The organism is Parapedobacter composti, assembly GCF_900112315.1.
Lineage (GTDB): Bacteria > Bacteroidota > Bacteroidia > Sphingobacteriales > Sphingobacteriaceae > Parapedobacter > Parapedobacter composti.
Map to the genome: position 1 here is coordinate 341,918 of NZ_FOLL01000002.1, position 12,851 is coordinate 354,768.

Consider the following 12,851-nt stretch of genomic DNA (forward strand, 5'->3'; position numbering starts at 1 on the left):
TTTGCAATCCGAATTAAGAACAGCAATGTCAACTGATCAAAAACATAAAACTGCTGAAGCCCCTGTAAAAACACAGGGAAGCGGCAACTTCATTCTGGAAAACCAAAAAAGCCTGGTTTTCATTGTCGGGGGCATCTTGGTATTGGTGCTATTGTATATCGGCTACCAGCGGTTTTACCTGGCGCCGAGGGCCGAAGCCGCTGCCGATCAACTCTTCAAGCCTGAAATGTATGCTACGATAGATTCCCTGCAGCAACGGGCAATAGATGGAGATGGCTCTTATCCAGGCTTCAAAGAAATAGCCGCCGAATATCAGAACACGAAGTCGGCTAACATTGCTAACGCTTATCTGGGTGGTTTATACCTCCGTCAGGGCAAATACCAGGAAGCCATCAATGCGCTTGAGCAGTACAGCAATACCGGCAGCACCATCTTGGATCCGTTGGTTATCGGCATGTTGGGCGATGCTTACTCCGAACTGAAAGACTACAAGAAAGCCGCCTCATACTACAAAAAAGCTGCAGATAAAAACACCAACACCTTCACGTCACCATTACTGCTCAAAAAGCTGGGGTTGGTGTATGAAGCACAGAATGATTACAAACAGGCACTTGCGGTGTATAAACGTATTCAATCGGATTTCCCGGAAAGCCATGAAGCTACGTCTATAGAAACCTACATTGCCCGGGCCGAAGCACAACTATAACTGAGCGGTAAAGCGCACCGGAATGGCCAGTATCAATAAAAACTTATCGGATTTCTCGCACATGGAGGTCGCATCGGCCGCACCTTACCGGTTCGGCATTGTCGTATCCCAGTGGAACGCCAGCGTAACCGGCAACCTATTGGATGGTGCCTACACAGCACTTAAGCAGTACGGAGCGCTCGAAGAGAATATCCATGTAATGCAAGTACCGGGCAGCTATGAGTTAACCAGCGGCGCAGATATACTGCTGCGTAATCAGGCATGGGACGCGGTTATCTGCCTCGGCTGCGTTATTCAGGGAGAAACCAAACATTTCGATTACATCTGTTCAGCGGTAGCCAATGGCATTACACAAGTAGCCCTGAAGCACAATAAACCGGTCATCTTCGGCGTTCTGACAACAGATGACCTGCAACAGGCGTTAGACCGGGCCGGGGGAAAACACGGGAATAAAGGCACCGAAGCTGCGGTTACTGCTATCCAGATGGCCGCGTTGAGTGCTAAGAACCAGTAAGTTCAGATAATTTGGATAGCGGCGTTTTCGGCACTAACTTTGTTCGATTATCGACGGCAAAACAAATACAACGAATATGAAAAGGACGCTCACAATCGCTCTTGCTTTTTTCATCCTTTCGATGGCAGCGATGCAGTCCTGTTCAAAAAAAACCTGTCCTGCGTACAATACGTATCCAAAAACAAAACGGGCCCGATAGTTGTTAGTATACAGTTGTTATTATACATACAAACAGTCAATCCGCGATACCATGCATATTTTATCCTTTTCAGTATAGCTGCCCTATCAGCTAACCGGAAAACAACGTGATAGCGATGATGCACAGTACCATAAAAGTCAAACTAAACCTGCTTGTGGCGCTGTTTACAGCCGCCGCCCTATGTGCCAATGGCCAAGTCAGCCAACCTGAGATAACCACCAAACTCTGGGAAGCGATTGGCGGCCAAGACAACTGGCAGCAAGCCCGTTATTTTATGTTCAGCTGTACCGGCGGGCAAAAGGGTTCTTTTGTACAAGGCGAACGCCGGTACCTCTGGGATAAGCAGACGGGTAATTGCCGTTTTGAGGGTGTCACCACTGACGACGAAACCGTAATTGCCTTGTTCAATATCCGTACCCATGAAGGCACCGCTTATATCAACGGCGTACAGCTCAACAATCCGCGCGTCACAGAAGATATTATCAAGGAAGCGGCAGAAGAATTCAAGCGCGATGCCTACCTGTTGTTTCTACCGACAGCCCTTGACGGCGATCAGGTTTCGGTAAAGGTGGGCGATGAAAAGCTGGTGGGCACCCAGCGGTTCACCATGGTCAATATCAAAAACCCGAAAACTGTTTTTTCAGCCAGCGTAGCAGGCCAGCTATATGTGGATGCCCAAACCGGGCAAATTCAAAAGTGGAGGCCAAATGGCTCATCCAACGAGTTTTCTGTCGATGGATTCAAGGATATCGGCGGAGGGCTAGTGTTGCCCACCCGCTTTATCAGCAGCGATACGTCAGCAAGCGTTACCTATCCGCTTGCGGCGGCCCTTGTCAACATCGAAGACCAAAAATTCGAGCGGCCCTAATCGTCCTCCTCCCACCAGTCGCTCTGTAAGCCATCAATTTCTCTGCGCTCTTTCTTCGTCGGCCGTCCCGTACCTCTGTCCCGCTTAAGTACCGGTGCGTTGAACGCCGCCTTAAAGCCATACGTATCTTCCACGGGCGTAAGGTCTTCATAGAAACCCGCTGCCGTTTTCGCATCCACCCGTTTGTCAAGCAACCCCGTTACTTTCACCACTTTCTTTTCGACACCTTTCTGTATGTGATAGGTATCCCCCATTTTCACCACTGCAGAGGGCTTAACACTTTGCCCGTTGAGTTTTACCCGCCCCGCCTTACAGGCCTCCGTGGCCAAGCTCCGGGTCTTAAAAATCCGGATAGCCCAAAGGTATTTATCTATACGCAGTTTATCACTATCGGCAGCCATGATGCAAAGTTAGGATTTTTACACCCGTTAACCCGGTAGAAGTCGGCAAAATTTATTTTCTTTGCGGCTATCATATAATCTTAATACGCCAATCAAACATGATTAAGGAATTGCAGAAACTCATTGAAGCTGCATGGGATAACCGGCAGTTTTTGGAATACAAGGAATACCAAGAGGCCATTGAAACGGTCATTCAGCAATTAGACCGCGGCGAACTCCGGGTGGCAGAACCCATTGGATCCCGCTGGCACGTAAACGACTGGATAAAGAAAGCCGTTATTCTTTATTTCCCTATCCGGCAGATGGAAGTGGTAGAAACAGGGCCATTTGTCTTCCATGACAAAATGAAGCTAAAGACCAATTACAAGGAATTGGGTGTACGGGTAGTGCCCCACGGTATCGCACGGTACGGCGCTTACCTTGCCAAAGGTGTTATCATGATGCCGTCATATGTCAATATCGGTGCTTATGTAGACGAAGGCACCATGGTTGATACGTGGGCCACCGTAGGGTCATGTGCTCAGATTGGCAAACATGTGCACCTGAGCGGCGGTGTAGGTATCGGCGGCGTGCTGGAACCCGTGCAAGCAGCACCCGTAATCATCGAAGACAATGTATTCGTTGGTTCACGGGCTATCGTAGTTGAAGGTGTACACGTAGAGGCCGAAGCCGTGTTGGGCGCCAATGTTGTACTCACCGCCTCCACCAAAATTATTGATGTAAGCAGCCCGGAACCCGTGGAATACCGGGGCGTAGTACCTGCCCGGTCGGTAGTTATCCCCGGTTCATACACGAAGAAATTCCCCGCTGGCGAATACCAGGTACCCTGCGCACTGATTATCGGCAAACGGAAAGAATCCACCGACAAAAAGACATCACTCAATGACGCGCTGCGGGAACATAACGTAGCGGTTTAACCGATGAACAACAAGATGCACGCTACCGCCCTACGTTCGGACATTGACAAAGCCCTTGACATCCTGCATGCCGGGGGCCTTATCCTATATCCCACAGACACCATATGGGGCATCGGCTGCGATGCAACCAACGCCGAGGCCGTGGATAAGGTGTATCAATTGAAAGGCCGGGCGCAGAGCAAAAGCCTCATCGTCCTGCTTGACAGTGAAAACAAGCTGCAGAGCTATGTAAGTGAAGTCCCCGAGGTAGCGTATCAGCTCATTGAATACACGGAGCGACCGCTTACCATTGTTTATTCCGGTGCCAAAAACCTGGCGCCAAACCTGCTGGCCGACGACGGAAGTATAGGAATCCGCATTGTTAACCACCCTTTTTGCACGCCCCTATTGCAACGTTTCCGCAAGCCCATCGTATCCACATCCGCCAACATAAGCGGGCAGCCAGCACCCCGCAACTTCAGCGAAATCGCCCAAGAGATCACCAATGGGGTAAACTACATCGCCCAGTACGGGCAAGATGATCACACGGAAGGCCGGCCGTCCATTGTGATGAAACTTGAAGCAGGCGGAAAATTCACCTTTCTGCGGAAATGACGAAGGAATTCGTTTTACGGTCCGTCGCCACGGCATATATCCCGGATAATCCGTACTTTTGCACAGCAGTAAATTAATTCCTGATGAAACGATTAATCAGTTTATTTACGGCGTTGATAGGCATTGCCATCGCCGCCCACGCCCAGCAAGACATTCCCTCCGCCAAACCCGGCATACAGTATGGTAAAGCCATTACTCCAAAAGGGGCCATCAGTGTACCGCAACTGGAAGCAAAATTAGCTTCCGACTCCAGTTATACCGGCAAGATAGAAGGCCAGGTCGTGGAAGTCTGCAAAAAGAAAGGATGTTTTATCCGCATACAACGCGAAGGTTCGGGAGATCCCATCTTGGTGCGTTTCAAAGATTACGGCTTTTTCATGCCACAGGATATCGTCGGAAAAACCGTGGTATTGGAAGGCCAAGCCAAGGTAAAGGAAGTTTCTGTGGCCCAGCAACGGCATTTTGCTGAAGATGCCGGGAAAAATGCAGACGAAATCGCCAGCATCACTGAACCTAAGGTGGACATCAACATCATAGCCGACGGCGTAGTGGTAAAGTAAATGAACGCAGGGGGCACACTCATCGACCTCTCCACCCCGAAAGTGATGGGCATCCTGAACATCACGCCCGACTCATTTTTCGACGGAGGCCGATACCATGGAATAGATAACGCCCTGCTGCAAGCAGAAAAACTGCTGGATGAGGGGGCAGACATATTAGATATCGGCGCCTACTCGTCGCGGCCGGGCGCGGCGGAAGTCAGCCCTGCCGAAGAGCAGGCACGCCTTATTCCCGTCATAGAAGCCTGCCGCCGTCAATTCCCCGACGCCATACTGTCCGTCGACACATTCCGAGCCGACGTGGCCCGATCGAGCATCGCTGCGGGCGCACACCTTATTAATGACATTTCGGGCGGCACGTTGGATCACCGCATGTTTGCCACCATTGCCGAATTACAGGTGCCATACATCCTCATGCACATGCGCGGCACGCCCAATACCATGCAACAACTGACGGACTACACCGATGTGGTGCAGGAGATCAACCTATACTTTGGAAAACAAGTAGCCGCCCTGCGTGCCCTTGGCATAAAAGATATCATCCTCGACCCCGGCTTCGGCTTCGCCAAGACCCTGGAACAAAACTACGAACTGCTTCGCCGGATCAACGAACTACATGTACATGGATTACCCATCCTCGGGGGAATATCCCGCAAATCCATGATTTACAAAAAGCTAAAGATTGGGCCAGAAGAAGCGCTGAACGGCACCACCGTGCTCAACACCGTGCTGCTTACCAAAGGCATAAAACTCCTTCGCGTCCATGATGCCAAGGCCGCTAAAGAAGCCATCACCCTGTTACAGCAAGCCGCCCTGTTGCCATAATAACCGTTCCGCTAACGGACTACGCTGCCCGGCTGCACAGCAGATTGCGGCGCAACAAAATCCAGCCGCCCATCGGCATCCTCAGCCATCAGGATCATACCCTGTGAAGTAATCCCTTTGATTTCACGAGGTTCAAGGTTCACCAATATCGACACCTGTTTTCCCACAATCTCTTCGGGGCTGAAAAATTCAGCAATTCCAGACACCACCGTCCGCTGGTCGAGCCCCGTATCGATGGTTAACTTCAACAATTTCTTGGTTTTAGCCACCTTTTCCGCAGCCAAAATCTTTCCCGCACGGATATCCATTTTGACAAACTCTTCGAAGCTCACGTTTCCTTTGGCTTCGGCTACCGCCTTGGCCGGCTGTATGCTTGCCACGGCCTTGGCATTGGAAAGCTTGGCCAGTTGCACATCCACCTGTTTGTCAGTGATTTTTTCAAAAAGTAGCTGTGCTTCTCCCAGTTGATGCCCTGCCGGAAGCAGCGGATCGCCGCCAGCGAGGTTCCAATCGTACCCCTCAAAATTGAGCATCTCAAACATTTTCTGCGCTGTACGCGGCAGAAACGGCTGCGCTATCACCGCCAGATTGGCTGTAAGCTGTAAGCTCACGTTCAACACCGTTTTTACCCGTTCTTCATCCGTTTTGATAAGCTTCCAAGGTTCAGCATCCGCCAGGTACTTGTTGCCCAAACGCGCTACGTTCATAACCTGCGCCAGCGCTTCACGGAAACGGAACTGCGTAATCGACCCCGCAATATGCTTGGGGTAGCGCGCCAGTTCACTGAAGATAAAGCGATCCGTGTCCGTTAGCTCCGACCCCACTACCACCTTGCCGCCGAAATACTTGTGGGAAAGCACCAACACTCGGTTCACGAAGTTGCCCAGAATTGCCACCAATTCGTTATTGATACGCGCCTGGAAATCCTTCCACGTAAACTCACTGTCGGCCGTCTCCGGCAGGATAGATGTCAGCACATAACGAAGCTCATCCTGCTTATTCGGAAACTCGTCCAAGTATTCGTGCAACCAGACAGCATGATTGCGCGAAGTCGACAACTTATCTCCTTCCAAGTTAAGGAACTCATTGGCCGGCACATTCTCCGGCAAAATATACTCACCGTGCGCATGAAGAATGCTGGGAAACGTGATGCAATGGAATACGATATTATCTTTACCGATGAAATGAATCAGACACGCGTTATCCGCTGGGTTGGCCTGTTTCTTCCAATACTTTTCCCAGTCGTTGCCCGTATCCAGCGCCCATTGTTTTGTGGCAGAGATGTAGCCGATAGGCGCATCCAGCCACACATATAACTTTTTACCCTTAGCTTCATCCAACGGCACGTCCACGCCCCAGTCCAAATCACGTGTCATCGAACGCGGTTGCAAGCCCGATTTCAGCCAAGAACGGCATTGCCCGTACACATTAGATTTCAGCACATCTCTCTTTCCCTCCAGCAACCATTGCTCAAGCCATGGCTGGTATTTATCCAATGGCAAATACCAATGCTTAGTTTCACGCAGCACCGGCGGCTTGCCGCTCAGTGTCGAAATGGGATTAATCAAATCTGTAGGATTGAGCGAAGTACCGCATTTTTCACACTGATCCCCATAGGCCCCTTCGCTTTTACAATTGGGGCAGGTACCTGTGATATAGCGATCCGCTAAAAACTGATGATAGTCCTCATCGTAATATTGTTCAGTCACCTGCTCGATAAACTCCCCCTTCTCATACAGGTTCAGGAAAAACTCCTGGGACAATTCATGATGAACGCGCTCAGAAGTACGGTGGTAAATATCGAATGAAATGCCGAACTGCTCAAAGCTCGCTTTGATTTGGGCATGGTATTTATCGATAATCGCCTGCGGCGTGGTCCCCTCTTTCTTCGCTTTGATGGTAATGGCAGCGCCGTGTTCATCTGAGCCGCAGACATACACCACATCTTTCCCGTTAAGGCGCAAAAAACGCACATAAATATCTGCCGGAATATAGGCCCCCGCAAGGTGCCCGATGTGCAGTGGGCCGTTCGCATAAGGCAAAGCCGAAGTAACCGTATAACGTTTGAAAGGTAAAGCTTTATTACTCAATGTGTTTCAATTTAGTCGGCAAGCAACGGTTCAATTTTACACAAAAATGAACCCCTAAACTTGCAAGTTTTGGCAAAGATAAGTCAATTTTGCGTGATATGGCAACACTATCATCATTGAGCAAATTCAAAAATACCGGCCTATTGCTTATCCGGATTGGGCTGGGAATCATGTTTATCATGCACGGTTATCCGAAGCTTTTGGGCGGCCCAGAACGCTGGGAAAGCGTTGGTGGAGCCATGGGCACCATAGGCATAACTTTTTTACCCATGTTATGGGGGTTGCTGGCCGCCTTAGCTGAAACCGCAGGCGGCTTCTTCTTCCTCATCGGACTACTCTTCAGACCCACCGCCGTGGTGCTCGCATTCACCATGCTTATTGCCGCCCTGTTTCACCTCGGCAAAGGTGATGGACTGATGGGCGCGTCCCACGCCATTGAAGTCGGTGTCGTATTCCTTGGACTTGCCTTTGTCGGCCCCGGTAAATATAGTATAGACAAACGATAACCCCATGAGCAACCCCATTGATTTCCGAACCGTAGCGGCGCAACTGGCCAAGCCCGAGGGTGAAGAAGGCGTCAAAACCGCCGAACATATGAACATCAGTAATGCCGACATGACCCGGCATGCTATCGACCTGCTGGATTGCCGGGAAGGTGACCACGTCTTGGAAATCGGGCCGGGCAACGGGCGTTTTGCAGCGCACGTACTTTCCAAGGCCCCCGGTATCCGCTACACCGGCGCCGATATTTCATCTACCATGGTCGAAACCGCCCGCAAAATCAACCGGAAGCAAATCGATGAGGGCCGCGCAACCTTTATACAGGTAAACGGAGTCCAGTTTCCGTTCCCTGACAGTTCGTTCAACAAGGTGTTTACCGTCAACACATTATACTTTTGGGCCAATCCAGCCGTACAGCTCGCTGAAATAAAACGCCTGCTTAAGCCGCAAGGAACATGGTGCCTAGCTATCGCCAGCAAAGCGTTTATGGAAACCCTGCCTTTTGCAGCCTACGGATTTACATTGTATACACCCGAAGAAGCACAACAGTTGCTCGCGGCTAATGGGTTTACCGTGGTCGACACTATCGTACGGCAACATCCGACCACCAGCGCCCACAAGCAAGAAGTGCTTCGCGAAGAAATATTCATCCTAGCCCAATAAGTATATATGACGACAATTGCCAACCCTGCACAAAAAATTCAATAATATTTTGGAATGAATAGAAATACTTCTATTTTTGCAGACCGAAAAATCCAAGCCGGTCCTTTTCGGAAGGAAAAAGGCCCGTTCGTCTAGGGGTTAGGACGTGAGATTTTCATTCTCAAAACAGGGGTTCGATTCCCCTACGGGCTACCGAGAAGCTCCAAAGAGAGCCGACAAGATTCAAAACCGCCTTTAAATATATTTAAAGGCGGTTTTTCATTTTATAGGGTTCGTCGGAATTCACCCGAATTCGACAAAAAGAACCCCCAAAAGAACCCCCGACGCCTTGCGTGTCCGCGCAATATTTGGTATCTTGCATCATTGTTTAACGGTTTAAAATCAGAGGATTATGAGCAGAACGGTAAAAATCGAATGTGGTATCAGTTTCCGGTTGAGGGAAACGGGAGCCACCAAACCAACGCCCATAACGTGCTTCGTGGAGTACAACGGCAAACCCGTGGTGAAGATACCCACGGGAACAAAGGTACACCCCGCCAAATGGAACCCCGAAAAGGAAAGACCCATCGGCGGACTGAAAGGGCTTGAATCGGCCGAGGCGAACGCCATCGTCGAGAAGCTTGCCACCGTAAAGGCTACGGTCGAAAGCGAGTACCGAACCTACGTGAACAAATTCCAGAGCTATCCCGATAAGGCTATCTTCAAGGAACAGGTAATAGTACTACTTGCAGGGGCAACCACGGTAAAGGCATCCGACCCCAGCCAGTCGCTGATTTCCTTTTTCGACCGACAGGTAAAACTTAGCCGTGAGGGCAAGCGTACCGTGCTGAAAGGCAAACGGGCAGGGATGCGGTACAGGGAGAACACCATCCGCTCCTACGAGGGTAGCCGAACGCTATTGCAGGAATATGTGGAGCATAGGAAGTTGAAAAGACTGAACTTCGATAACGTAACAATGGACTTCTACCATGACCTGCGGGATTATATGTTCACCGACAGGAGTTTTTCGCTCAACTACTTCGGAAAGGTCATCAAGCACATCAAACTGTTCATGGGAGAGGCAAAGGAACTCGGTTGGCACGCCAACGAGATATACAAGTCAAAGGCTTTCATCAAGGTGGAGGAAGAAACCGATGCCGTATATAACGATATAGAGCAGTTGGGGGCAATACATTCCGTTGACCTAACAGGCCATCCAGGTCTGAAGAACGCGCGCGACCTTTATCTGCTCGGCGCATGGAGCGGACTCCGCTTTCAGGACTATTCGGTATTAGCGGACAAAGCACGGGTTCATGGCGACTTTATCCATATCGAAACCGAAAAAACAGGGGTTTTCGTTGCGATTCCGATATTGCCCGTCACCCGTGAAATATTGGAAAGCTACCGCTTGGAAGATGGAACCTATCTTTACCCAAAACCCATCAGTAACCAAAAGCTGAACGATTACATCAAGATTATCGGGAAGATGGCCGGACTTACCCACCCTGTCAGCATTACCGTACCGCAGGGCGGTACAAGGGTACAGGTGACCATTCCTTTCTATGATGCGATGGGAACACATACGGCAAGGCGTTCCTTTGCCACCAATATGTACAAGCATTACAGGCTTCCCACATTCACCATCATGAAGATAACGGGGCATACCACGGAAACCAATTTCTTTAAATATATCAAGATGACCCGTGAGGAAAACGCACAGCTCATACTTGATACGGTGACCGCAAAAATAGAACTGGAAAAGGCAGGATGAACAAAAGAAAGCGCACATGAACTTAAAGGACTTAAAACACCTAAACAGCCTACTTGCCGACTTCACTTGGTACGGTCGCACATTCCTGCAAACGGGTACGGGTTTGGAATGGGATGCCATCGGCGGACGGGATTATTTTGCCACCGCTTGGATGGAATTTTTCAAGGGCATCAACGATGGCACATACCACCGATTGGCAGAGGCAATAACCGATGCACCTTACATACCCCACTTTCGGGGGGAAGTGCAGAAAGAACTGAACCCCTTGCTTGCCGAACTGGAAGCGATGGCCGTAGAGCAGGGCTTGCACAAGATAAAGGTGCGCATTGACGTAGGGAAATTCAAGCGTTATGAAACGAAGTTAAGGCAATTGAGTGCAGACGGCATTGTTTTCGACATCATACAGGACGATGACGATATCCGTGACACCTATTTCATAGACGGAGACCCCGACCAAATCCGCTCCTACCTCATGCACGGCATAAAGGGAGTTATCCACCGTTACACTTCCGCAGAGCAGGAGAAAATAAGGGGGCTTGAAATCAGGCTAAAGGAACTTGAAACCGAGTTACAGGAAAAGAACGGTCTTTTGAACACCCGTGACCTCATGTACCAAGACCTCGCCCGAACCGTAAAGGAACAGCAGGAGGAAATAACCGCCATTACGGAGCGCAACCGCACGTTGGAGGGAATACTGTCGGAATACAGCAAGGAGGAAGAAGAAGCAACCATTGCAGAAATTGAACCATCCGCCCCCATCAAGGACGGCAAACTGCGCATGTACTTCCTTTACAAACTCGGCTTCCTTGACAAGACCATTTGGAACGATGGGATAAAATATAAACACATGGCTACAATCCTACGGAAAATTCTTTGCGGTGAAATGATTACACAGGTTTCAGCCCTGCGTTACGCCAAACTGTTCAACTCAACGGGAAGTACGGAGCTAAAACATTTCGAATCCGAAAACGAATCTACGGTATTGGACTATCTGAAAAGCGTTTGCCCCGACATGGATTTTCCCAAAGGCAGGTTTGTCAACGACATCAGAAAGAACACGGGCAGGAGCGGATAGACACCTTTTGCCCTGTTTTATTTCCGTCGGAAATTCCGTATATTTACATTGACAAGTCTATAAAGAGAACATGAAAAAGAGAAAGATGGCAATGGTTGCCAGCCAAGTAAAGATAGACGAGGAAGACCTACGGGATATCCAGTTTTGGTTAGACCGTCCAGCTTCCGAGCGGATAGCCGAAGTGACACGCCTGCGCAGGGCATATTACAGTTGGTTGCTCGGAACATACCCCCAACACATGGAAAAAACAGTAACCCAGCGCAACGATGATATTTGAACAGGATTTTACCGACTTCGTCCAGCTTCTGAACGACCACCAAGTGAAATACATGGTGGTAGGTGCTTATGCCCTTTCCTTTCACGGCAGGCCGAGGCACACGGGAGACCTTGATATATGGATAAAACCCGATGCGGAGAACGCGGGCAAAATGGTCAAGGTGATAGCGGAGTTCGGATTTGGCCAGCTTGGGCTTGCCGAGGAAGACTTCCTACGGGAAAATTACGTTACCCAATTGGGTTATCCGCCATTGCGCATAGACATCCTTAACGCCATATCGGGAGTTGACTTCGATGAGGCGTACAATACCCGTCTGGAAACCGAAATAGACGGACTGGAAATATCGTTTATCAGTGCCAATGACCTCATCCGCAACAAGCGGAACGTGGGAAGACCCAAAGACATTGGGGATATCGAAGCACTTGAAAAGCTGAAAAAGCAACAAGGGGACGAACCTACCCAAAGAAAAAGAGGACTAAGAAGATAGCCGATATATTTTAAACAGTACCGCAGGGCATCCCATCGAACAAAAATGAAATAGTGACCAATCCCCCTTTGAATCCCCCCGAACATTGCTCCATACAAATACGTTTGATATGGCGCAGATATTCACAAGCTATTCGGACAGGGAGTTCAAGGAAATCCTATCCGGACACGTAAAGGAGGCCGTTAGAGAGGCACTCCACGGAGAAACGGCAGAAAAGCCGACCCCACCCCCACAGAACATAGGTTACAGGACGAGAGCCGAGACACGGCTCATGCTCGGCGTGGCCTATTCCACCATGCACTATTGGGAAAAGGCAGGCATCCTCGTACCCCGACGCATAGGCAGAAAGGTCTACTATTCGGACGAGGCCATCCGTGATGCTCTTGCAAAGAGCGGAAAGGGGTTGAAATAATGGTGTACCGAA

Annotated in this window: 16 protein-coding genes and 1 tRNA gene; 15 read left to right on the plus strand and 2 right to left on the minus strand. The window is 49.8% G+C overall.

The features are described 5' to 3' along the window. Window positions 1-25 precede the first annotated feature (25 nt). From BM030_RS04540 to BM030_RS04555, 3 genes are all read left to right on the plus strand, one after another. The gene (locus BM030_RS04540) at window positions 26-706 is read left to right on the plus strand and encodes a tetratricopeptide repeat protein (RefSeq protein WP_090971581.1); all 681 of its coding nucleotides are present in this window, start codon (window positions 26-28) and stop codon (window positions 704-706) included. Window positions 707-728: 22 nt separating this feature from the next. Then, the gene (ribH, locus tag BM030_RS04545; protein WP_090971583.1) at window positions 729-1,220 is read left to right on the plus strand and encodes a 6,7-dimethyl-8-ribityllumazine synthase; all 492 of its coding nucleotides are present in this window, start codon (window positions 729-731) and stop codon (window positions 1,218-1,220) included. A 314-nt stretch (window positions 1,221-1,534) separates the two neighbouring features. Beyond that, window positions 1,535-2,287: a hypothetical protein gene (locus BM030_RS04555; protein WP_090971587.1), complete on the plus strand. Its 753-nt coding sequence runs from the start codon at window positions 1,535-1,537 to the stop codon at window positions 2,285-2,287. On the opposite strand, the gene BM030_RS04560 is transcribed toward BM030_RS04555, so the two are convergent. Further along, window positions 2,284-2,688, minus strand: coding sequence for an RNA-binding S4 domain-containing protein (locus BM030_RS04560; RefSeq protein ID WP_090971589.1), 405 nt, complete (start codon window positions 2,686-2,688; stop codon window positions 2,284-2,286). The two genes, BM030_RS04555 and BM030_RS04560, sit on opposite strands and share 4 nt — an antisense overlap. Window positions 2,689-2,786: 98 nt before the next feature. Between BM030_RS04560 and BM030_RS04565 the strand changes: the two genes are divergently transcribed. The 4 genes from BM030_RS04565 (at window position 2,787) to folP (ending at window position 5,584) form a co-directional block, all read left to right on the plus strand. Next, window positions 2,787-3,605 carry a 2,3,4,5-tetrahydropyridine-2,6-dicarboxylate N-succinyltransferase gene (locus BM030_RS04565; protein ID WP_090971591.1) on the plus strand — a complete coding sequence of 273 codons (819 nt, stop codon included), beginning with the start codon at window positions 2,787-2,789 and terminating at the stop codon, window positions 3,603-3,605. Window positions 3,606-3,608: 3 nt separating this feature from the next. Next, entirely contained in the window at window positions 3,609-4,199 is a 591-nt protein-coding gene (locus BM030_RS04570) for an L-threonylcarbamoyladenylate synthase (RefSeq protein WP_244518673.1), read from the plus strand. An 83-nt stretch (window positions 4,200-4,282) separates the two neighbouring features. Beyond that, window positions 4,283-4,759: a DUF4920 domain-containing protein gene (locus tag BM030_RS04575; protein WP_090971593.1), complete on the plus strand. Its 477-nt coding sequence runs from the start codon at window positions 4,283-4,285 to the stop codon at window positions 4,757-4,759. Next, entirely contained in the window at window positions 4,760-5,584 is an 825-nt protein-coding gene (gene folP / locus BM030_RS04580; protein WP_090971596.1) for a dihydropteroate synthase, read from the plus strand. It abuts the gene before it with no gap. A gap of 11 nt (window positions 5,585-5,595) precedes the next feature. Here the strand turns inward: folP and metG are convergent, their stop codons facing one another. Then, complete coding sequence (metG, locus tag BM030_RS04585) at window positions 5,596-7,674, minus strand: methionine--tRNA ligase (RefSeq protein WP_090971598.1); 2,079 nt, start codon at window positions 7,672-7,674, stop codon at window positions 5,596-5,598. Window positions 7,675-7,772: 98 nt separating this feature from the next. On the opposite strand from metG, the gene BM030_RS04590 reads away from it, so the two are divergent. The 8 genes from BM030_RS04590 (at window position 7,773) to BM030_RS04625 (ending at window position 12,839) form a co-directional block, all read left to right on the plus strand. Then, entirely contained in the window at window positions 7,773-8,180 is a 408-nt protein-coding gene (locus BM030_RS04590) for a DoxX family protein (protein ID WP_090971600.1), read from the plus strand. Window positions 8,181-8,184: 4 nt separating this feature from the next. Further along, window positions 8,185-8,838 carry a class I SAM-dependent methyltransferase gene (locus BM030_RS04595; protein ID WP_090971603.1) on the plus strand — a complete coding sequence of 218 codons (654 nt, stop codon included), beginning with the start codon at window positions 8,185-8,187 and terminating at the stop codon, window positions 8,836-8,838. A 120-nt stretch (window positions 8,839-8,958) separates the two neighbouring features. Beyond that, window positions 8,959-9,030: transfer RNA gene (locus BM030_RS04600), tRNA-Glu, on the plus strand. Window positions 9,031-9,229: 199 nt separating this feature from the next. Continuing rightward, on the plus strand, window positions 9,230-10,588 hold the full coding sequence (locus BM030_RS04605; RefSeq protein WP_090971605.1) for a phage integrase SAM-like domain-containing protein: 1,359 nt from the start codon (window positions 9,230-9,232) through the stop codon (window positions 10,586-10,588). A gap of 16 nt (window positions 10,589-10,604) precedes the next feature. Continuing rightward, window positions 10,605-11,663, plus strand: a complete 1,059-nt coding sequence (locus BM030_RS04610) for a hypothetical protein (protein ID WP_139215812.1) — start codon at window positions 10,605-10,607, stop codon at window positions 11,661-11,663. A 70-nt stretch (window positions 11,664-11,733) separates the two neighbouring features. Then, window positions 11,734-11,940, plus strand: coding sequence for a hypothetical protein (locus BM030_RS04615; protein ID WP_200122510.1), 207 nt, complete (start codon window positions 11,734-11,736; stop codon window positions 11,938-11,940). Beyond that, on the plus strand, window positions 11,930-12,427 hold the full coding sequence (locus BM030_RS04620; protein WP_211657532.1) for a nucleotidyltransferase: 498 nt from the start codon (window positions 11,930-11,932) through the stop codon (window positions 12,425-12,427). The genes BM030_RS04615 and BM030_RS04620 overlap by 11 nt, the downstream gene beginning before the upstream one ends. A gap of 109 nt (window positions 12,428-12,536) precedes the next feature. After that, window positions 12,537-12,839 carry a MerR family transcriptional regulator gene (locus tag BM030_RS04625; RefSeq protein ID WP_090971609.1) on the plus strand — a complete coding sequence of 101 codons (303 nt, stop codon included), beginning with the start codon at window positions 12,537-12,539 and terminating at the stop codon, window positions 12,837-12,839. The last annotated feature ends 12 nt before the right edge of the window (window positions 12,840-12,851 follow it).